Raw genomic sequence first — 21252 nt, 5'->3', positions numbered from 1 at the left:
AAGCTAAAGTCGCAAGAGAAAAAGCACAAGGATTGGCCGGCATCGTCGCGGCAATGTGTCTGTTCTGTCTCCACTGGTTCATACATCTTCTGCGTGAACGTGTTGATCCGCGCGACTTGAATTGACGGCGGTTTCAGGACGGCAGAATGAACTTCGGGTCAGCTGGCAGCCGGGAGCAAGCGACTGTCGATGCCAGTGCCCGGTCCGAGGCCGCGCGGGGGCGGGTTGCAGGGCTGGCGATCCCGGCTCTGGCCAGATCATGGGCCGCGCCATGGCGGCTTTGGCCCAATGGATGCAGCGGCCCGGGCGAACCCGGGCCGGAGGTGCCAGAGCCTACCGGGGGTCGACCGGCAGAAGCGGGCCGATCTGTCGTTCCATGACTTCGGCGGCGGTCAGGCAGCGTTCGTCGTCGAACCAGCGCCCGATGATCTGGACGCCTACCGGAAGGCCGCCGACCTTGCCCGCAGGAACGGTCAGGCCCGGCACGCCAAGGCCTGCCACCAGTGGCAGGGGGCGATAGGCACGGATGATCTTGTCCATGGTTTCTCTGTCGATCGTGTCGTGATCAATGGGAAGTGGGGGCACGCAGGCAGTGGGCGTCAGCACCAGCGGGTAAGTCTGGAAAAACACCGCCCAGGCGCGACGGATCGCCATCCGGCGGACCCAGCCCTCGGTGTGGCCCAACTGGTCCATCGCGGGCAGGAGGTCTGAGGTGAACTGGAACGAACGGCGAAACGCCTCATCGCCCAGTTCCATAAACACGTCGCGGGTTGGCCCAGAGGCATCGGCATAAAGCAGCGCCATCCACAGTTCGGCCATCTCGGACAGGTGCGGCGGGGCTGCTTCTTCGACAACATATCCCGCCTGTTCCAGCCAGCCCGCAGCTTGCCTCACCACGGCGGCAACGTCGGGATCGACCGGCGTGTCGGCATCGCCCAGCCAAAGTGCCACCCGGCACGGCAGACGCTGCGCCGGGGTCACCGCAGGCGCCGGCACCTGATCGGGGTCGCGCGGATCAGGTTGCGCCAGCACCGACATCCCTAACCGCAGATCGCGGACCGACCTGGTCATTACGCCTTCGGATGCGCCAATCTGCAGGCCGATGGTGGCCTCTCCGCTTTGCGAGGGGTTGAAGGTCGGCAACAGCCCCATCGTCCCCTTCATCGCATAGACGCCGTTGACCGATCCCGGCAGGCGCAAGGATCCAGCCACGTCATTGCCCTGCGCCAGGGTGCCGATCCCTGCCGCGACTGCGGCGGCTGCCCCTCCCGACGACCCTCCGGGCGAGCGGGTCAGGTCATGGGGGTTGCGCGTGATGCCGTGCAGATCGTTCGAGGCGAACCAGCGATAGCAGAATGCGGGCACATTCGTCTGCCCGACGATCACCGCGCCCGCTTTCTTCAGATTGGCGGTCGGGATGCCGTCCTCGGCCACCACCACATCCTTCATCGCCACAAGTCCCGTGGTCGTGGCATGGCCCGCAAGGTCCGTGTCGATCTTGGAGGTCACAGGAACTCCGTGCAGCGGGCCCAGAGGGCCGCCTGCCTGCACCGCACGGTCGGCGGCATCGGCGGCGGCCAGCGCCTCGGCGTCAAAGCGGTGGACGACAGCGTTGATGGCAGGGTTGACCGCATCCATCCGCGCGAGCGCCGCTTCGGTCGCTTGCCGGCTGGTGATGCGGGCAGAACGGATGGCGGCGGCGGTGGCACTGGCATCCAGCTTGTAAAGGTCGTCGATGGCCATCTTGGTCCTCGTCGTGGGCAAAGGAAATTTGGCTGCCCGCCAGACCGGCGGGCAGGGGGGGACAACCGCGTTCCGGAGCCTGTCCCGGGCGCGGTCAGGTCACTTGGTCACATCGGTCCAGATGCGGCTGTACAGTTCTTGCGCCTCTGGCGGGCAGGTGACCTGCAGGAAACTCTTGGCCTCGTTTTCGGGCGGCAATTGAAGTTCCGGTGCCGTCACCATTTCGGGATCGACGAAGGGCGCAGACCCGAGGATCGCATTGCCGTAGCGCGTATAGTTCGAAATCATCGCGGCGTTTTCCGGGTCCATGAGGAAGTTCAAGAACAGCTTTGCGTTCTCGACGTTCTTCGCATCGGCCAGAATGCCCACGTTGTCCTGCCACTTCAGATAGCCTTCTTTGGGGAAGGCGAAGGTGAAGCCCGAGTTTTCGGAGCGGATTCGCATCGCGGCACCGTTCCAGAAGATCGAGCCCTGAAGGTCCTCGTTGATGAACTTCTCGAAGCTGGGATAGTCGATCGAGGCCCAAGAAGGCTTGGCGGCGACCAGCAGATCGCGGACCTCTTTCAGTTTTACCTTGTCGGTGGTGCAGGGCTCACTGCCGACGTAGAACAGCGCCATGTCGATCACGTCGTTCATATAGGGCGGCACGTTGATCTTGCCGTTCAGCTCTTCCGGCGGTTCGAAGAACAGCTTCAATGTGTTGATTTCGCCCTTGTAATAGTCCTTGTTGACCATGACTCCGGTCGCACCCCAGGCATAAGGCACGGTGTAATGGCGGCCGGAATCCCAGTACACGTCGATCCATTCCGGAGCCACGTTCTTGAAGTTCTCCATCTGGTTCGGCTCGGACTTCATGAGAAGCCCTTTTTCGATGAATATCGGCACGACCGAGGCCGAGGGCACCACGATGTCAAATCCCGCGCCGCCGGCCTCGATCTTGGCAATGGCGGTCTCGTTGCTGTCGTATTCGGTCAGCGTGACCTTGACATCATAGGTCTTTTCGAACTTCTCGATCAGGTCGGGGGGCGTATAAAGCCCAAAGTTGTAGATGTTCAGCACGCCCTCGGCAAAGGCGGGAAGAGCCGTGACGGCAAGGATGGCCGTTGTCAGGACAAGTCTGGTCTTCATGGCAATCTCCTCTGTTGATTTCAGGTCTTTTTTCTGGTCAGCGCCCACGACCCGGCCACGATCAGCACACTGATCAGCAGCAAGAGCGAGGAAATCGCGTAGATCTCCGAGGTCAGGTTCCGTTTCAGCTGGCCCAGCAGATAAGTGGGCAACGTGTCCTGACCGGGAGATTTCAGGAATTCCGACATGACGACATCATCCAGCGAGACCACGAAGGCCAGCATGAAGCCGGCCAGCACAGCGGGGGCCAGAAGCGGAAGCGTCACCTTGCGGAACGTGTAGAAGCGGCTGGCGTAAAGGTCGGCAGCGGCGGTTTCCAGTGTCAGGTCCATGCCCTGAAGCCGTGCCCGGATCGGCATGTAGGCAAACGGGATGCAAAAGGCACTGTGGGCGATGATCAGCCAGCCAAGCCCGTTGTAGCCGGTGATCTGCTTGACCTGCGCGAGGATGATCAGAAGGGCGATGGCAAGCACGATTTCCGGCACCATCAGTGGCTGGTTGAGCACAAGGTTGATCGTGCCCTCACCACGGAAGCTCTTTGTCCGGGTGGTGGCAAGCGCTGCCATGGTCGCCGTCACCGTGGCGACCAGCGCCGCCGTGCTGGCAAGGATCAACGAGGTGGTAGCAGCGTTCAGAAACCCCTCGTTTTGCAAGGCGGTGCCGTACCAGCGCAGCGAAATGCCTTCCCAGACGCTGATCGACTTGCCCGCATTGAGCGAGTTCACGATCAGGATGACCATCGGAATGTAGAGAATGACAAAGCAGGTGATTGCCAGCGCCGTCGCCCCGGGCAAATGGCGGATGTTGAAGGCGCGCTTATCCATGGCGGCGCTCTCCGGTCGTGAGGCGGGTGTACCAGACAAGCGCAACCAGAACCAGGGCGGTCAGGGCCAGCGACAATGCGGCACCCAGCGGCCAGTTGCGGCCTTGGCCGAACTGCATTTCGATCAGGTTGCCCAGCATCATCGATTTGCCACCTCCCATGATGCGCGGCGTCACATAGGCTCCCAGCGAGGGGACAAAGACCAGGATCGAGCCCGCGATGATCCCTGCCTTGACCTGCGGCAGCACCACCTTGCGCAGGCAGTAAAGCCTTGACGCGTAAAGGTCATAACCCGCCTCAGCCAGCCGGAAGTCGAACCGCTCGATGGCGGCATAGACCGGCAGCACCATCAGCGGCAGAAAGACATAGGCCATGCCCACAAGGATGGCAAAATTGGTGTACATCATCTGAATCGGCGCATCGATCGCGCCCAGCCAGAGAAGCAGCCGGTTGATGAGGCCCTCTGAGCGGATCATTTCCTGCACCGCGATGGTGCGGACCAGAAGGTTGGTCCAGAAGGGAATGGTGATCAGGAACAACCAGAAGGCGCGCTGCCGGGCCGGACGGGTTGCGATGAACCATGCAGTGGGCACGCCGAGAAAAAGCGTGATCAGCGTGGTGATCAGCGACAAGGTGACCGACCGGCCAAGGATGGTCAGATGGGCATCCGACAGGGTCACGGTGTCATCGAAGATGTCGCGCTGGAACAAAACCTGAAACCAGCCTTCGGTCGACCAGATCCATTTGACATTGCCATAATCGCCCGGCGTCAGGAATGAATAGACCACAACGACCAGCAGGGGCAGGATCGAGAACAGCGTGATGATCGTGACCGCCGGCATGGCCAGTGTCCAGCGGCGGCGGGCATCGGCCCGAAGGGCGCGTGTTTCAGCGATATCCATGTTACGCGTCCTTCGGCAAAAGCCGCAGCGCATCGGCGGGCAGCGACACTGTCAACGTATCGCCTTCGGCGCACGGAGCACCGCCGCGCAGGGCGTTCTGCACCCGCGCCACGAGCCTGGCACCATCGGGCAGGGTCAGATGCACATGGGTATCTGTGCCGAAATAGACGAGCGTTTCGACCTTGGCACGCAGTGTCAGACCCTGCGCCGTGCCAAGGACCACATGCTCGGGCCGCACCATCAGCGTGATGGGGCCGTCGGCGTGGTCAACCTCCAACTCCGCGCCTTGCGCGAACAGCTTGCCCCCGGCGCACCGGGCATCAAGGAAATTGCTTTCCCCGATGAAGCCCGCAACAAAGCTGTTGCTGGGGTGGTCGTACAGGTCCCGCGGGCTTGCGATCTGCTGGATGCGACCACCGCTCATCACCGCGATGCGGTCCGACATGGTCAGGGCTTCTTCCTGATCATGGGTCACGAAAATGAACGTCAGCCCGGTTTCCTGTTGCAACCGCTTCAGTTCGACCTGCATCTCCTTGCGCAGCTTCATGTCCAAGGCTGACAAAGGCTCATCCAACAGCAGAATCCGCGGCTTGGGTGCCAGCGCCCGGGCCAGCGCCACGCGTTGCTGCTGGCCGCCCGACAGCTCGGCGCTTTTGCGATGCGCAAGGTGGTCAAGCTGCACCAGTGCCAGCATGCGCTCGACTGTTTCGGCAATCTCGCTCCGGGGGCGGCCTTGTGCCCCAAGGGCGAAACCAACGTTTTCGGCCACCGTCATATGTGGAAACAGCGCATAATTCTGAAAGACGGTGTTCACGGGCCGCTTGTTCGGCGGCAGATGCGCCACATCGCGCCCGTCCAGGACCAGCGCGCCGCCAGTGGGCGGCTCGAACCCGGCGATAAGGCGAAGAAGCGTCGTCTTGCCGCAGCCCGAGGGGCCCAGCAGCGTAAAGAATTCACCCTCGGCAATCGAAAAGGCCACCTCGTGCAGAGCCGTCACCGCAGTGGCCCCGGCGCCAAAACTCTTCGTAAGGTTTCGAATCTCAAGCATCCGTCTTTTCTCCTTCGATACCCAAGACGTATTGACATTGAACTTTTAGTCAACCAAAAATTATAGTGAGGCAAATATTTTGATTGGGGGAAATGATGGGCGATCTGGCAGAAGCTCCCAAACCAGGCCTGCGCGATCGCAAGAAAGCGCGGCGGCGCGATGAGATCATCGCGGCGGCAAAGGAACTGTTCACCACCCAGGGCATCGACGCGACGACAATCGGCGAGATTGCAGCGGCCAGCGGCATCTCGGCGCCGACGGTTTTCAACTATTTCGGCTCCAAGGATGGCATCCTGATCGCCATGATCTCGGAAGGGACGCGCGAGGCCCGCGAACGCGACCGGGGCGTGCATTGGCGCGCTGGGGTGGACCTGACCACGCTGATCGTCGAGCTGTTCCTGCGGGTCTCGACCCGGACGCTGGATGTCGCGGGCAAGCGGGTCTGGCGCTACGCCGAGGCGGCTGCGATCCGTCACCCCGATGCGGTCTTGTCTCTGGAGTACCGCAACGTTTCCATAGCGTTGCACGAAGTTATCGTCGAATTCCTGACGCCCGTTGATTTGCAGACCCGGCAGGGCGGGCCCTGCACGCCGGACTATCTTGCCGGGTTGCTGATCGCGCAGTGGATGCCGTGTTTTATCGGGCTGATCACCTCCGCGTCCCAGACTCTCGCCGAGCATGAGGCGATCCTGCACTCCCGCTTCATGCCGCTGATCGGGTTGATCTTCACCGAGGATTGCGCCACCCGTCCGCGCCTGAAAACGAGCCAACCATGATCGCCGATCCGGGTATCCTGAACGCCCGCCTCCGGCCCATGGACGCGGCCGCGCCCGGTGCAAGTGGCGTTGCGGTCTGTGGGCAAACGCGGGAAAGGGGCGAGCTCAAATCCGAGGTGCGGCCCTTGTCCGGCCCCACCACAGCCGTGTGGGTCTGTGCCACCAACGGCATCACCCCGCTCCACAACATGAATGGCAACCGCCTAATTCTTGAGCTGCGGGCCTGTGTCACCCAAGCGGGCGCGGATATCGGGGCAACGCCGCCCGGACAGATCGGCGCGATAGAAACAAGCCTGACCCTTTGCAATGGAAGGATCATCCATGAAGCCTGAAACCCTGACCATTACCGACCTCGGGGCCCGCACGGGGCTTGAAGCCCCCGCCCTGCGCCGCGCCATCGTCATCCGCGCCGACCTTGGCCCCGCGCTCGAGTTCGCGACAACCCACGGCACCACGCGCTCGATGTTCCCCATCGTCGGAGGTGAGGCGCGAGGGGAGGGGTGGACAGCCCGCATCCTGCCCGGCGGCGCCGACTTTGCCCTTGGGCTTCCCGACGGATCCTGGGCCATCGAGGCGCGCTATTGCATCGAACTGGACGATGGGACGCCGGTAATGATCACCAATGCCGGACGCATGGTACCGCAACCCGACGGCAGTTACCTCGGCCGCACCCGCGCAGCACTTGAAGTGCCCGAAGGCCCGCACAGCGCCCTTGGGGCGGCGGTCTATTTCGGTACGGCCCTGGCCGAGCCGGGCGACGATTTTCACGTTTACATCGAACTCTGGGAGGCGCCCGTGTAAGCGGGCGGAACACGCGCATGATCCTGATCGCCGGAGCCGGTATCGCCGGTCTGTCCCTTGGCCTGACCCTGCACCAGCTTGGTCTGCCTTTCCGCATCTTCGAACGTGTGGCCGAGCCGAAACCGCTTGGCGTGGGTATCAATCTGCAACCCAACGCGGTGCGCGAACTGTTCGACCTTGGGCTGGAAGCCCAGCTGGACGGCATCGGCATCCGCACCCGGCAATATGGGTTCTACACCAAGACCGGCTTGCCGATCTGGGTAGAACCACGCGGTGCCGCGGCAGGCTATGCCTGGCCGCAGCTGTCCCTGCATCGGGGCAAATTGCAGATGCTGCTCTTGGAAGAACTGCGCCGTCGCGCTGGGGCTGATGTGGTTGTCACCGGCGCAGGCGTCGTCGGATTTGAAACTTCTGACCACAGTGCGACCGTGATCCTTGAGGATGGCCGCCGGGTCGAGGGCCGGGTGGCTATCGCTGCCGACGGCATCCATTCGGCCATCCGCCGCCAGATGGTTCCCGACGAGGGCGAACCCATCTGGAACGGCGCAATCATGTGGCGCGGCACGTCGCCGGGGCGGCATTTCCTTGGCGGCAATGCGATGTTCCTGGCCGGTCACGACAGCCAGCGCTTCGTGGCCTATCCGCTGACGCCCGAAGACCCCGCCACCGGCCTTGCCACGATCAACTGGATTGCCGAACTGCGTGTAGATCCTGCGCGGGCCATGGCCAAGGGTGACTGGAACCGCCCCGCCGACAAGGCCGATTTCCTGCCCGCCTTTGAAGGGTGGGATTTCGGCTGGGTCGATTGCCCAGGCCTGATCCGCGACTCGGGGCTGGTTTATGAATACCCGATGGTCGACCGCGAGCCGCTGCCCGCCTGGACCACGGGTTCTGTCACCCTGATGGGAGACGCGGCCCATGCGACCTTCCCGGTCGGCTCGAACGGCGCAACTCTGGCCATCATCGACGCCCGCAAACTGGGCGCAGCCTTCCGCGACCATGGCGTTACCCGAGAGGCACTTCTGGCCTACGAGGCCGAGATGCGGCCGCGTGCCGAGGGCATCCTGCGCGCGAATCGCGGCAAAGGACCGGACGCTGTCATGCAAATGGTCGAGGACCTTTGCGGCGGCACTTTTGACGATCTGGAGCCGATCCTGCCGCGCGCGACGCTGGCCGCCCATGCCGAGCATTACAAGCGTCTCTCCGGCTTTTCGGTCGACGTCCTGAACGCCCAACCGCCAATCATCGGATCCATGGAACCCGCAGCATGACCTGTTTCACTGAATTCCGCGTGCAGGTCGGTGCCCCTGTGATCCTTGGCAACGATGGCTTCGGCGAGGCGCGGATTGTGCCGATCCTCGGCGGTTCGGTCGATGGCCCGGGCCTTTCGGGCACCATCCTGTCCGGTGGTGCCGACGAACAGCGCATCCGTGCCGATGGCCTGACCCGCATCCATGCGCGCTATGTCATCCGGGCCAATGATGGTGGCCTGATCCGCGTTGACAGCCAGGGCCTGCGCCATGCCAGTCCCGAGGTCATGGCCGCCCAGATGCGTGGCGAAATGGTTGACCCGGCGCAGGTCTATTTTCGCACGGTCATCCGCTTTGAGACCGCAGCTCCCGCGCATGACGACCTGAACCGCTTTTTGTTCCTCTCCGAGGGTCGGCGCGAGCCTGACGCAGTCGTCCTGCGTCTGACCCGGCTTTGACGGATCAGACGCAATACAACTTGGTCAACCGTGGCGATTTCAAAGACGCAGTGCAGCACGTCTGTGAAAGCATGTCGCCTAGCGGTACTGGACGCCGGGAAGAACGCAAAGCATCTCGAACAGAAGGTTGGCGGCGGTGAGCGCCGTGGTTCCGGTCGTGTCGAAGGGGGGCGAGACCTCGACCAGATCCGCGCCAACAAGGTTCAGCCCCCTGCACCCTCGGATCAATTCGATGACCTGCGGCGAGGTCAGCCCGCCTATTTCCGGTGTGCCGGTACCAGGAGCATAAGCGGGATCGAGACTGTCGATATCAAAGCTCAGGTACGTTTTCACGCCGCCGATGCGGGTCCGGATATCGGCGATCATCGGGGCGAGGGAGCGGTGCCAGCAATCCTCGGCCGGGATGACGGTAAAGCCTTTGTCGCGCGACCAGTCAAAGTCTTCGGCGGTATAGCCGGTGCCACGCAGACCGATCTGGAAGACAAGGTCAGGGCGCAGGCAGCCATACTCGTAGGCGCGGCGGAACGGGGTGCCATGGGCGATCTTTTCACCAAACATCGTGTCGTTGATGTCAGAATGGGCGTCGATGTGGATCAGAGCCACGGGTCCGTGCTTTTCGGCAATGGCCTGCAGGATGGGGTAGGTGATGGTGTGATCGCCGCCAAGCGTGAGCGGGATGCAGTCATGCGCCAGAATCCCCGCAATGCCGTCGCGGATGATCTGGACGCAGGCGGGAAGGTTGAAGGTATTGATCGCGATGTCGCCCACGTCGGCAACCTGAAGGCTGTCGAAGGGCGCGGCGCGCGTGGCCATGTTATAGGGACGGATCATCACCGATTCCGCCCGTATCTGGCGCGGGCCATAGCGGGTGCCCGAGCGGTTCGAGGCGCCGATGTCCATCGGGATGCCGACGAAGCAGGCATCGAGGCCTTCGGCTGACTCGGCTGCAGGCAGCCGCATCATGGTGCCGGGGCCCCCGAAGCGGGGCATCTCGTTGCCGCCAAGCGGCTGATTGAAGCGGTTATTCATCTGCGCGGGTCCATCGGTTGTTTTGCAAAGCCTACGACCCTTTCAGCAGGGAGACATTCAGAAACAAGTGTAGGTCACTTCGGGCTTGACCGAAGCGTGGCGCGGAAACCACCGGTGTTTACCGAGGGGACCGCTTTGGCTTTTCCTGAGTTATGCCGTGTACATCGGCCAGGATGTTCAGGAAGAACGGTGCTGGACCCATGCGCGACGGGCTGCGATTGTAAGCGACCTGAAAGTTGGCCTTGTAGCGAAAAAGGTCAGGACGCAGACTGCGCACCTGGCCGTCCCTGACAAAGCGGTCGGCGAAATGGTCGGGAAGATAACCAAGGAACCGGCCAGAGAGTATCAGTCGCGCCTCGGCCTCCATGTCGCTGACGATGGCTTTGGGGTTGGCGATGGCAAACACCTTCAGATCGCGCGAGTTCCAGTAGTAACGCCCGATAAGATTGAACTCGCGGACGACTCCCACGTCGATCTCGGCATCGGGGCGGCTAAAAAGCGGATGCTCGCGGCCACAATAAAAGCTTTGCGTTTCGGTGTAGAGATCGAGGTACTCCAGCCCGAGAGCAATCCTTGGAAAACTGGCGATAGCAAGCTGAAGCTGACCGCTGATGACTTCGCGTAAAAGCTCGTGCGGGGGGCGGGTGACGATGGTGAGGGCGACATCAGGGGCAGCGTCAGCGAACCGCGCGATTGCCTCGGTCAATCGTGAGGTGGGGTCGGTCAGAGTATTGTCGGTCATGCCGATGGACAAAGTGCCCGTCATCCGATGCTTGAGACCCCGCATGCGGCTGTCAAACTGCTCGATCCGACCGAACAGCGCCTTGACCTCATCGTAGACGACGCGGCCTTCATCGGTCAGTCTGAACCCGGCGCGACCCCGGCGGCAAAGGGTCAGCTTGAGTCGGGCTTCAAGGGCCGCAACATGGCTGGAGATCGTGGAAAGCGAAAGGTTCAACTCGCTTTGCGCGGCGGCAAAGCCCCCCGCCTCGACGATCGTTACGAAGATGCGGAGAAGCCGAATGTCATAGGTGTCAAACTGCAAAGCACCCCCGGTCACTTTTCTCATTATCGTAGTGATGGGGAATAAGACATGGTTTCTTCCATGCAAGCAATACCGCTTTGCCTTCCAGGCTCCCGCAGTTTGCCCATCCGGGTGCGGGTCCGCTTTGCCAATGAGGATCTCCCCGGACTTCGGGATGACCTGAGCGTCGGCCATCACCTCGTCTGCGGGGCCGAGGCCCACGACATCCTGGCCGATGACAGCAAGCAAAGAGGTGCTTTTGATCCTGCGGCCCGGCAGAACAAGGGCCACAAATCACCGGTCAACGGATTTCCCTGTGGCCTTTTCCAAACCAAACCCACCTTGCTCTGTCCAACATTCAAGTCAGACACATGCGGCAACAAGGGCGGCGCAGTGTGACCGTTGTCGAAGTAAACTCTCGCGGAAAACCATTGCACGCGACGCCCGGAACGCGAGAAAATACGGCAGGTCGGTCGCGGTTGCGCGTGGGCTTTGCAAACAAGGAAGATTGTTGAAAATGGCACTCCAGACGCAGATACCGGCCGAGACCCGGCTGGAAGATAGCCAGGCCCCTGACCTGTCCCAATCAATTGTCGCGGCGTGCGTAGCGCAGGCATACGGGCTGACCGGGGAGTGGAAGCGGCTGGGCGGAGAGCGCGAACAGAACTTCCGGCTTGTCACGGCCGACGGCGCGGCTTTCGTCGTGAAGATCGCCGCCCGGGCCGAAACGCTGGATGGCCTGATGTTTCAGATGCGCGCGCTGGACCACATCGCGCGGGTAGACCCCGATCTGCCGGTTCCACGGGTGCGTCGGACAGTTGACGGCGCGCCCACCACCACCATCCGGGACGAAACCGGGGCCGAGCATGTGTTGCGCCTGCTGACCTTTCTGCCGGGGACTGTACTGTTCGATCAACTGGGCGCTTCCGCGCGACCGCTGTCAGCCGAGGATCTGCTGACGCTGGGCGCGGGCTGCGGCCGGATCGCCCGGGCGCTGCGCGGCTATGCAGGGCAAGGTGCGCCCGACGCCATGCCATGGGACTTGCAGACCGGCGTCTTGTTCAGCGCCGAGATCGAGGGCGCGTTGCCCGCCGATGTCGTGCCGCTTTACCAAACTTTGCGCCCACAACTGGAGACGATGATAGAGACGGTCCTGCCGGGCCTGCGCGCGCAGGTGATCTACAACGATTTCCACGAATCCAACGTTCTGGTGACGCGGGACAAAGATCTGCGGGTTGAGGGTGTCATCGACTTTGGCGACATGATCCACGGGCCCCTTGTGCAGGATATTGCGGTTGCCGTGGCCTCGCTTATGCACTGGGCAACGGACCCGGTCTTTGCCGCGCAGTGTCTGGTGCGGGGCTATCAGCGCCACATGGCCCTGGAAGCCGAAGACCTGGCGGTGCTGCGGCAGGTCGTTCTGGCACGGTTGCTGCTACAGGTGGGGATGGTCGCCTATCGCAATACGGTGGACGGCTGGAGCGACCCGCATCTCGATGGGTTGCAGGCCAGGTACATCAAGGCCATCAAGGCTTTGCACGCCATTGATGACGCCAGTTTCAGCGCCGGGATGATGCCATCGGTGGTGCCCGGCGCGCCGGCCAATACGGTGTCAGCTGCGATGGCGACGCCCGGTCTGCTGTCTCGCCGCGAAGGGGTTCTTGGCAAGACCTACACGTTCTACAACGAACCGCTCGAAGTGGTTCGTGGCCACGGCTGCTATCTTTATGATGCGGCGGGCAAGGAATACCTCGACTGCTACAACAACGTCGCCAACCTGGGCCACTGTCATCCATATGTGGTTGATGCGCTCGCCCGGCAGGCGGGCACCCTGAACACCAATTCGCGCTATCTTCATCACGAGATTGTCCGGCTGGGCGAACGCCTGTCGGGCACCCTGCCGCCCGAGTTGGACACCTGGGTCTTCGTCTGCACCGGATCCGAAGCGAACGACCTGGCGGTGCGGCTGGCGCGCGCGGTCAGCGGCAAAGACGGGATCGTCGTGACCGAGAACAGCTATCACGGCAATACCTCGGTCATGGCTCCGTTGTCGCTGATCGACTACGACCGCGCCAGACGCCCAGACTGGGTTGAAACGGTGCCGCCGCCGAACCTTTACCGCGGACCCTACCGCGAGGGGGCGAACGACGCCGGGCAGCGCTATGCGGCGCATGTCACAGGGGCAGCCGAAGTGCTGGCGATGCGGGGACCGGGCATGGCGGGGCTGATGATCGATTCGATCTTCGATGCGAATGGCGCGCTGGTGCCGCCGCCCGATTACATGCCGCGCGCCTATGCGGCGGCCCGAAAGGCGGGCGCGCTGGTGATCGCGGACGAGGTGCAGATGGGCTTTGCGCGGTCAGGCAGCCACATGTGGGGGTTCCAGGCCTTTGACGTGGTGCCCGACATCGTCACGATGGGCAAACCGATGGGGAATGGGCATCCGATCGCGGCACTGGTCACCCGGCGCGACATTGCCGCGCGGGTGCAGGCGCAGACCGGGTATTTCAACACCTTTGGTGGCAACACCGTTTCAGCTGCTGTGGGAAATGCTTGCCTTGATGTGTTGCAGGGCGAGGATCTGCAGGGCAATGCGGCACGCAGCGGGGCACGGCTGCTGGCTGACCTGCGTCAGCTTGCGGACCGCCACCCGCTGATCGGTCATATTCAGGGGCGCGGCCTCTTTCTGGGGGTCGAGCTGGTGACCGACCGTGACAGTCGCGCGCCCGCCAAACTGGCCGCGCGCTGGGTGCGCGAACGGATGAAAGACCTTGGCGTGCTGGTGTCTTCGACCGGGCCATTCGGCAATATCATCAAGATTCGCCCGCCGCTGGTCTTCAGCCTTGCTGATGCCGCACGTTGCGTGGACGCGCTGGATCGTGCCCTGACCGATCTGCCCGCTGAAATGCGGCAGACCGGGCAGTAACCAAAGTCCACCGCTTGCCGGAGTGATGCCGTGCCGTTCAGCCCCCGCTGTCGCAGAGGGTGGAGGTGTGTCGTCTGGCAACCGTGCCGCGCCGGGGCGGGCACAAAGGCGCGCCGGCCCGAAGTGTCGGGCCTATACGCTCGGCTCCAGCACCCGGACCACGCAATCGCCCAGCGTGGGGTGATGGTAGCCCCCCTCGAAGACAAACATCCGGGGCAGGCCGGTCGCGGCAATCGCCTGCCCGGTGCGCGAATAATCTCCGGCTTTCAATGCGAGCTTTCCGGACGGATCCTCGACATAGCTGTCGACGCCCAGAGCCACGACCAGATAATCCGGCGCGAAGTCGGTGATCCGCTGCAAAGCCGCTTGAAGTGCGGGGGAATAGCCCTGCCAGTCCGTGCCCGGCGGGAGGGGGATGTTCAGGTTGAAGCCTTCGCCCCGGCCACCGCCCGTCTCGTCGGCGTAGCCCGAGAAATAGGGGTAGTCCTGCGCGGGATCGGTGTGGATCGACACCGTCAGGATGTCCGGATCCTGCCAGAAGATGTCCTGCGTACCGTTGCCATGATGGGCGTCGATGTCCAGGATCGCAACCCGCGCGCCGCCCTTGGCCAGCGTCCGTGCGGCAAAAGCGGTGTTGTTGAGATAGCTCGTCCCGCCGCCCATGTCGTGGCACGCATGATGCCCGGTCGGGCGAACCAGCGCGAAGGTGGAAGTGCCCGTCGCCGCCAGATGTTGTGCCGCCGTCCGTGCCGCGCCGGCTGCGCCCAAAGCGGCTGGCCAGACAGCCGGGGTGATCGAACTTACTGCGTCGAAAAAGTAGTAGCCGAGCTTGCCTTCGAACGCGGCAGGAATACGCGGCGGGCGGTTGCGGTGCGGCCAGACGAAGCCGATGCCATCAAGCTTCGGATCGTTGGTCGCCGACCATTCCGCCCAGGCGGTTTCCAGAAAGGCAAGGTAGCCGGGATCGTGGATCGCAAGCAGATCATCGCGCGTGGCCAGGCCGCATTCAACCAGCGACCCAAGGCCGCGGGCGGTAACCGTCTCCAGCACCCGGTCGATTCGGTCCGCCGTCTCGATGGTGGGGACCAGCTGACCGGGGATCAGCTCCAGCTTGGCCTCGTGCAGGCGATGGGCGGAATGGCCGAAGATCTTCATGATGATACCTTTTGTGGGTGTCCGGGAAAGCCGCGTGTGGCGGCAGCGTTGAGGAACCGGTCGATCAGGATTGCCAACGCGCTGATCGTCAGGCCCGCCACCAGGCTGCGCCCGGCTTCGACCTTGGCGATTGCCTCGATGGTTTCCAGCTCGAGCCCGCGGGAGCCAATGAGAACGGTGATCACCACCATACCAACCGCCATCATCAGCGTTTGATTCAGCGCCAGGACCAGACCGGGCCAGGCCAGGGGCATGCGGACCTTGCAGAAGGTCTGCCAGGGGCTGGCTCCGAAGATGTCGGCTGCCTCAAGGATCGCGCCGTCCACTTCCTTCAGCGCATGCGAGACATAGCGAATGGTCGTGGCCATCGCATAGATCGCAATAGCCAGCATGCCCGATACGTCCCCCGGACCAAGCAGCATCACGATGGGGATCAGGTAGACGAATGACGGCAGCGTCTGCAGCATGGTGACAATGGCGCTGGTCACCGCATGGACGCGGGGCGAGGAGGCGGCCAGGATGCCGACCGGAACGCCGATCAAAAGAGACAGCAGCGTCCCGGCGATGACCAGATGCAGGGTGATCATCGACAGATTCCAGTAGCCGATTGCCGCGACGGACAAGACGGTCAGCGTCGACAGGATCGCCAGCCTTGGCCGGCCAACCGCAAAAGCCAGCAGGATCAGCGCCAAAGCCATCGGAAACCAGCCGATACCTTGCAGGAAGGCAAGAAGCGGGCGCAGAACCCAGAGGGTGGTGAAGGTATGAAAGGCCTCGAACACCCAACCGAGGTTGCCGTTCAGCCAGGCGACGCCCTGAGCCATCACGTCGGAGGAAGACAGGGTCCATGCTTCCGGAAATTGCCGGAAGGCGGGGTGAAGAAGTGCCACCACAACGCATACGGTCACGAAAGCCCCCGCCACAAACAGGCGCCTGCGGTTCTCGGGTCCCGCCGCATGGTTTGGCCGCCGCGTCGCTACCGCGTGGCCGACACTGTACAGGTTGATTGCCATCAGCGTGATCGCAAAGCCCGCCTCCAGACCGCGGCCAAAGCGCAGCGTCTGCAGGGCCTTCAAGACCTCACCGCCCAGGCCGCCCGCGCCGATCATCGACGCGAGGATCACCATCGCCAGAGACATCATGACCAGCTGATTCAGTCCCAGCAAAAGGTCGGTCCGGGCGCTGGACAGCAGGATCTTGCGCTGAAGTTGCATGAAGTTGGCCCCCGTCATCTCGGAAAGTTCCAGGATCGAGGCGGGGACGCGCCGCAGCGCATAGGCGGTTGCCCTGGCCATCGGTGGCAGGGCGAAGATCAGCGTGGCGACCAGGGCAGAGACCGGGCCGAAGCCGAACAGAATGAGCACGGGCACCAGATAGCTGAACGGCGGGATCGTCTGCATCACGTCGAAGATCGGGGTCAGCACCGCTTCAAGCCGCGGCCAGCGCCATAGCGCGATTCCTGCGACAAGCCCGATCACAACACCAAGGGCGATGCAGACTGTCACCGACGCGAGGGTCAGCATCGCCTCATTCCACAGGCCGATAAGACCGAAGTAGACAAAGGTCGCCAGAGTGAACAGAGCCAGCCGGACACCCGAAACCAGCCAGGACACCGCCGCACAGACTGCGGCGATCACCAGCCAGGGCAAAGGCGGCACGGTCGCGCGATTGCCGCTTGCGTCCGAATAGTTCCAGCCGTTGGCAAGCAGGTTCTGAATAAAGCGCATGGGTATTCCCAGCACCTCGCCAAAGTCGCGCGTCCAGGCACGCAGGGGCCGGTCGAAGATCTGGGTGTGGCGCAAAAGCTGGTCGAGCCAGCTGTTCGCCTTGGCCTGCAGGGGCACGCGCAAGCTGTCCGGCCAGACATACAGCGCCTCAGGCAGCAGTCCGCGCGCGGCATAGCCCATGAGGATCAGCGCAATGGCCGCAAGAACAAGTGTCCTGGCCCGGACGGCAGTCCGGGCCAGAGAGACGTTCTTTGCCCGACCGGCTTCGGTCAGGGCAACCATTTTGACCAGACTTCGGTGTTGGCATCCAGCCATTCCTGCGCGGCCCGTTCGGGGGTCAGCCCGTCAAGGTCCTGCCGGGCAATGCCCTTGGCCATGTCATCCGTCGTCAACTTGAACTTGTCCAGGATCGCCACCACGTCGGGTGCACTCTCGGCGAACTCGACATTGTAAAGCTTGACGATCTCGCCCACCGACAGGGCGCAATCCCAGATCTTGTCGGGGTTTACGCCCCATGACGGATCGGTATGGCAAAGGTCGTCATACAGCGGGAACTCGACGAACTGGCCTTCGCCAGATCCATACAACCAATGCGGCGACAGTCCCCAACCGATGATCGGCTCTTTCTTCTGCATCGCGCCCTGCATGGTGGCGACCATGGTGCCGACGGTTCCGGGCAGGGTGATGTGGGCTTCAAGGCCAAGCGCCTCGATCCGTTCAACATCATAGGCGGCAAAATCGGGCGGAGTGCCCAGATAGTTGATCTTGCCATCGGATGTCGGCGTTGACAGCGCCTTGATGCAGTCCGGGGTCTTCAGCGCCGTCCAGTCGGGCAGACCGGGACAAAGCTCTGCCACGTAGTTGGGATACCACCAGCTCTCGCGGGTCATCACACCAAGCGAACCTGCATTCACCACAGCGCCGGATGCAACGGTCTTGTCAATCAGTTCCTTGGTGGTGCCCCAAACCGCCGGAGACAGGTCGACATCGCCAAATTCCAGCGCGGTGAAATGTGCGGTGTAGTCGATCTTCAGATACTCGACCGAGTAGCCTGCCTTGGTCAGGAGGCCGCCGAAAACATAGTCGATGAAGTCCGAATCCGGGACGTTGTAGACCGGGATGCGCACCGTTTCCTGATAGGTCGGCCCTTCGGCCAAGGCTGCGCTGCCGGCTGTGGCGAAAAGCAGCGCAGTTGTCAGCATCAGACCGCGTGGATGATTCTTCATGTTTACCCCCTGTTGCCAGGCTTCAGGTGAGTGCAGTTGTGATTACCAGTCAATCACAAATCTATCGCAACAGGCAAAAACAGACTAAATGCATTGACGACTTCGCCTGTTTTGTGATCGTTCTGGTTCCAGATGCGGCGTTGAACAAGGAGTGAGCATATGATTGAACGCGGGGATGCGCCTGTCGCACTTGTCACCGGCGCGTCGCGCGGGATAGGGCGGGCTACGGCCGAAGCGCTGCTGCGGGAAGGGTACGACCTGCACGCGACCTACCGCACGGCTGCGCAGCCCGCAGAGGGGCTGGTTGCGCTTGGACAAGAGCTTGGCCGTCGCGTCGTGCTGCACCATTTTGATGCCGCGATTCCTGGCAGCCTCGATCAGCTGGTGCGCGATTTTTCCGGTGTGCGCCTGCAGACGCTGGTCCTGAACGCGGGGGCAATCGAATTTGAGGATTTCCCGAATTATGACGAGCAGATTTGGGATCGCACGATGGAAACCAACCTCAGCGCCAATTTGCGGCTGTCCGTCCGCCTGCAGGCCGCGCTGACGGACGGCGGGTCAATCGTGATGGTGGCCTCCACCGACGGCCTCATCGGAGCTTATGCCAGTATGGCCTATGCGGCGTCCAAAGCCGCGCTGATGAACCTGACCCGCAGCCTTGCCTGCAACCTTGGCGGTCGCAACATCCGGGTCAACGCGGTGGCCCCTGGCTGGATCACGACCGACATGACGTCTGAAGGTTCGTCCGCTTCGGCCTCGGTCACGCCGCTTGGCCGTGATGGCACGCCGGACGAGGTGGCCGATGCGATATGCTTCCTTGCCTCGCGCAAGGCCAGCTTCATCTCGGGTGCGACATTGGTGGTCGATGGCGGCTACACTTCGTCGGACCAGATCATGCTGAACGAGGCCCGACATGTTAATACGGACAACAGTTAGGGGAAGCAGATGAGCATCGAATGCCGCAATCTTTGGAAGATCTATGGCACAGCGCGGCTGGACTTTGCCTCCCGCCCCGTCGATGAGACGATCCGGCAGGCCGCGCAGGCCGGGGCGCATGTGGCCCTGGCCGACATCTCGCTGTCCGTTCGGCCGGGTGAGACACTGGTGGTGATGGGCCTGTCGGGATCGGGCAAGTCAACGCTGCTGCGCTGCCTGACGCGCCTGATCGAACCCAGCCACGGCGAGGTCCTGTTCGATGGGGTTCCGGTGACCGGCATGCCCCGCGCCGCCCTTCTGGATCTGCGCAAGCGGCACATGAGCATGGTGTTCCAGAACTTCGCGCTTTTGCCGCACCGTACGGTGCTTGGGAATGTGGAGCTTCCGCTGGAAATTCAGAAGCAGGACGCCAGGACCCGGCGCCAGAAGGCCCTGGAAATGATCGAGTTGGTAGGACTGAAGGCAAAGGAAGATCACTATCCGCACGAACTGTCCGGCGGCCAGCAGCAGCGCGTCGGCATCGCCCGCAGCCTTTGCACCAACCCCTCGCTGTGGCTGCTGGATGAACCCTTCTCGGCTCTGGACCCCTTGATCCGCCGCGAAATGCAGGACGAGATCCTGCGCCTGCAGGCATCGCTGGCCAAGGCCGTCGTTTTCGTCACCCATGACTTCGAAGAGGCCGCCCGTGTCGGCGACCGGATCGCAATTCTCCGGAACGGCCAGATGGTCCAGTGCGGCGCGGCAGAAGAGCTGGTCTATGCCCCGGCCGACGACTACGTCCGCGCCTTTACCGCCGAGGTGGACCGCAGCATCATCCTGAAAGCCGACCGCTTCATGGAACGTGGCGAAATCGAGGGCGCGGAAGTGGTTTTACCGATGCGCGCCAGCCTGCGCGAGGTGTCGCGGGTCTTTGCGAGCGGGACACAGATCATTGGCTTCCACGACCACCGGCAGCAACACGTGGGGTACATGAAGCGCGAAAATCTGGGTAACGCTCTGGCGGCTGCCGACCTGGCCAGGCTACACTGATTCATGCGCCAGGAGGGGTCGGAACAGGTGTCTACGCGTGCGACGAATAAGGGGTCCAGGTCAGAGGCCGACGCCCGCCTTGGCGAGAAGCAGACGATCACCGACAAGGTGTACGAGGCCATCCGCCGGGACCTGATGGAATGTCGTTGGCCCGCAGGCCAAACCCTGAAGATCCGCAGCCTGGCTGCCGAATTCGGTGTCAGCCCGATGCCGGTGCGCATGGCGCTGAAACGGCTGGGGGAGGAAGGGGCGCTGTTGGTCGAGGAACAGCGCTCGGCGCGGGTACCCACCCTCTCTGCCGAGCGCTATTCCGAGTTTCACGAAATTGCGGTCATGCTTGAAGCACGCGCCCTCACGCGGGCCTGTGCGCGGATCAGCCAGAAACAGATCGATGCACTGATTGCCAGGGCGGATCAGTATCAGGCGGATCTCAATGCCGGTCACGTCACCGGGTACGCTCAACGGTTCAATTCCATCCTGATGGAAATCTACCGTCTGGGCGGGTCCACGGCGCTTGTGCAGATGATCGAGCATGTCTGGGTCAATGTCGCTCCGCCTGCGAATGCCATTTTCGAGATTCCACTTTTTGCGACCCGCATCCACGCGCACCTGAAGGAGGTTCTCCAGGCCGTGAAAAAGGGCGACAAGAAGGCCGCCGAATCAGCTCTCGTGGCAGCCTTGCGCTATTCGGAAAGAGCAATGAGTCTGTTGATGGATATCGACGAACTCGCTGAACCTGCCCGGATGAATGGATCAGAATGATGGGGTTACCGCGATGCGGTCTGTTGGCCTTAACTGAATACCAGCGATGATTTTCATATTTTCGCGTCATGACATGAGAGGTGTAAGATGAAACGGTTCGCTGCCTTCTTTTTGACCATTCTTTCGGCCAAGGCGAAAGGAATGGGAGTCAAATTCCAATAAGTCGTGTTTTGTGCGCAGTGTCGTCAGTGGTCCGCGCCACGACCTGTCAGACTTGAACAACAGTATGCCGCCAGTCCTTGAGAGGGCCGAACATAATCTCGATCCTGTTTCGCAGTGTGTCGCGTCGCTTGTCCTGACCGGCTTGCCGCGCGACGTCCGACCCGGGATGCATGGCTTTATCCCATGGTCTTTCAACACATCTCTGAACCAGTCGGCGTCATAGCCCCGGTCTGCCAGCAGCGGTTACAGCCGTGTGGGTTCGACTTCAGCTGCGACGGCGACTGTCTGAGATTAGTGTGAAACCCTTCCATGGTCCAAGAGCTGATCGCGGAACGCTTCTGCTGGCG

General features: G+C 62.4%; 19 protein-coding genes and 1 pseudogene. 9 read left to right on the top strand and 11 right to left on the bottom strand.

Annotated features, from left to right (window positions below; translation table 11 throughout):
* Positions 1–333 precede the first annotated feature (333 nt).
* From J2X53_RS20595 to J2X53_RS20575, 5 genes are all read right to left on the bottom strand, one after another.
* Positions 334–1743 (bottom strand): amidase, encoded by a 1410-nt coding sequence (locus J2X53_RS20595; protein ID WP_349039378.1) that lies wholly within the window; start codon positions 1741–1743, stop codon positions 334–336.
* A gap of 99 nt (positions 1744–1842) precedes the next feature.
* On the bottom strand, positions 1843–2871 hold the full coding sequence (locus J2X53_RS20590; protein ID WP_349039377.1) for an extracellular solute-binding protein: 1029 nt from the start codon (positions 2869–2871) through the stop codon (positions 1843–1845).
* Between the two features lie 20 nt (positions 2872–2891).
* Positions 2892–3695, bottom strand: a complete 804-nt coding sequence (locus J2X53_RS20585) for an ABC transporter permease (RefSeq protein ID WP_349039376.1) — start codon at positions 3693–3695, stop codon at positions 2892–2894.
* The gene (locus tag J2X53_RS20580) at positions 3688–4596 is read right to left on the bottom strand and encodes an ABC transporter permease (RefSeq protein ID WP_349039375.1); all 909 of its coding nucleotides are present in this window, start codon (positions 4594–4596) and stop codon (positions 3688–3690) included. The genes J2X53_RS20585 and J2X53_RS20580 overlap by 8 nt, the downstream gene beginning before the upstream one ends.
* Position 4597: 1 nt before the next feature.
* The gene (locus J2X53_RS20575; protein ID WP_349039374.1) at positions 4598–5644 is read right to left on the bottom strand and encodes an ABC transporter ATP-binding protein; all 1047 of its coding nucleotides are present in this window, start codon (positions 5642–5644) and stop codon (positions 4598–4600) included.
* 95 nt (positions 5645–5739) lie between these two features.
* On the opposite strand from J2X53_RS20575, the gene J2X53_RS20570 reads away from it, so the two are divergent.
* From J2X53_RS20570 to J2X53_RS20550, 5 genes are read left to right on the top strand one after another with little or no spacing between them, the layout of a single operon-like run.
* The gene (locus tag J2X53_RS20570) at positions 5740–6420 is read left to right on the top strand and encodes a helix-turn-helix domain-containing protein (protein WP_349039373.1); all 681 of its coding nucleotides are present in this window, start codon (positions 5740–5742) and stop codon (positions 6418–6420) included.
* Positions 6417–6752 carry a hypothetical protein gene (locus J2X53_RS20565; protein ID WP_349039372.1) on the top strand — a complete coding sequence of 112 codons (336 nt, stop codon included), beginning with the start codon at positions 6417–6419 and terminating at the stop codon, positions 6750–6752. The genes J2X53_RS20570 and J2X53_RS20565 overlap by 4 nt, the downstream gene beginning before the upstream one ends.
* Positions 6742–7221, top strand: a complete 480-nt coding sequence (locus tag J2X53_RS20560) for a DUF3237 family protein (protein WP_349039371.1) — start codon at positions 6742–6744, stop codon at positions 7219–7221. Before J2X53_RS20565 ends, J2X53_RS20560 begins: the two co-directional genes overlap by 11 nt.
* Positions 7222–7238: 17 nt before the next feature.
* Positions 7239–8492 carry a flavin-dependent oxidoreductase gene (locus J2X53_RS20555; protein WP_349039370.1) on the top strand — a complete coding sequence of 418 codons (1254 nt, stop codon included), beginning with the start codon at positions 7239–7241 and terminating at the stop codon, positions 8490–8492.
* On the top strand, positions 8489–8929 hold the full coding sequence (locus J2X53_RS20550; protein WP_349039369.1) for a DUF3237 domain-containing protein: 441 nt from the start codon (positions 8489–8491) through the stop codon (positions 8927–8929). The genes J2X53_RS20555 and J2X53_RS20550 overlap by 4 nt, the downstream gene beginning before the upstream one ends.
* A 78-nt stretch (positions 8930–9007) precedes the next feature.
* Here the strand turns inward: J2X53_RS20550 and speB are convergent, their stop codons facing one another.
* Both speB and J2X53_RS20540 read right to left on the bottom strand, forming a co-directional pair.
* Positions 9008–9958: an agmatinase gene (gene speB / locus J2X53_RS20545; protein WP_349039368.1), complete on the bottom strand. Its 951-nt coding sequence runs from the start codon at positions 9956–9958 to the stop codon at positions 9008–9010.
* Between the two features lie 118 nt (positions 9959–10076).
* Positions 10077–11273, bottom strand: coding sequence for a LysR family transcriptional regulator (locus J2X53_RS20540; protein ID WP_349039367.1), 1197 nt, complete (start codon positions 11271–11273; stop codon positions 10077–10079).
* Between the two features lie 226 nt (positions 11274–11499).
* Between J2X53_RS20540 and J2X53_RS20535 the strand changes: the two genes are divergently transcribed.
* Positions 11500–13908, top strand: coding sequence for an aminotransferase class III-fold pyridoxal phosphate-dependent enzyme (locus J2X53_RS20535; protein WP_349039366.1), 2409 nt, complete (start codon positions 11500–11502; stop codon positions 13906–13908).
* Positions 13909–14040: 132 nt separating this feature from the next.
* On the opposite strand, the gene J2X53_RS20530 is transcribed toward J2X53_RS20535, so the two are convergent.
* Genes J2X53_RS20530 through J2X53_RS20520 form a run of 3 tightly spaced genes read right to left on the bottom strand, consistent with a single transcriptional unit; the run spans position 14041 to position 18016 of the window.
* Entirely contained in the window at positions 14041–15063 is a 1023-nt protein-coding gene (locus tag J2X53_RS20530; RefSeq protein ID WP_349039365.1) for a histone deacetylase family protein, read from the bottom strand.
* The gene (locus J2X53_RS20525; RefSeq protein ID WP_349039364.1) at positions 15060–17072 is read right to left on the bottom strand and encodes an ABC transporter permease subunit; all 2013 of its coding nucleotides are present in this window, start codon (positions 17070–17072) and stop codon (positions 15060–15062) included. The genes J2X53_RS20530 and J2X53_RS20525 overlap by 4 nt, the downstream gene beginning before the upstream one ends.
* Positions 17060–18016, bottom strand: a complete 957-nt coding sequence (locus tag J2X53_RS20520; RefSeq protein ID WP_349039363.1) for an ABC transporter substrate-binding protein — start codon at positions 18014–18016, stop codon at positions 17060–17062. Before J2X53_RS20520 ends, J2X53_RS20525 begins: the two co-directional genes overlap by 13 nt.
* Positions 18017–18175: 159 nt before the next feature.
* On the opposite strand from J2X53_RS20520, the gene J2X53_RS20515 reads away from it, so the two are divergent.
* Genes J2X53_RS20515 through J2X53_RS20505 form a run of 3 tightly spaced genes read left to right on the top strand, consistent with a single transcriptional unit; the run spans position 18176 to position 20743 of the window.
* Positions 18176–18952 (top strand): SDR family NAD(P)-dependent oxidoreductase, encoded by a 777-nt coding sequence (locus J2X53_RS20515; protein WP_349039362.1) that lies wholly within the window; start codon positions 18176–18178, stop codon positions 18950–18952.
* A gap of 9 nt (positions 18953–18961) precedes the next feature.
* Positions 18962–19981: an ATP-binding cassette domain-containing protein gene (locus J2X53_RS20510; RefSeq protein WP_349039361.1), complete on the top strand. Its 1020-nt coding sequence runs from the start codon at positions 18962–18964 to the stop codon at positions 19979–19981.
* 3 nt (positions 19982–19984) lie between these two features.
* A complete protein-coding gene (locus tag J2X53_RS20505; RefSeq protein WP_349039360.1) occupies positions 19985–20743 on the top strand; it encodes a GntR family transcriptional regulator in 759 nt (252 codons plus the stop codon).
* 229 nt (positions 20744–20972) lie between these two features.
* On the opposite strand, the pseudogene J2X53_RS20500 reads toward J2X53_RS20505, so the two are convergent.
* A pseudogene (locus J2X53_RS20500) lies at positions 20973–21145 on the bottom strand (transposase); the annotation flags it as partial.
* Positions 21146–21252 lie beyond the last annotated feature (107 nt).

This window comes from Pseudotabrizicola sp. 4114, from assembly GCF_031457365.1.
Taxonomy (GTDB): Bacteria; Pseudomonadota; Alphaproteobacteria; order Rhodobacterales; family Rhodobacteraceae; genus Pseudotabrizicola.
This window is presented reverse-complemented; position numbering and strand designations above follow the sequence as displayed.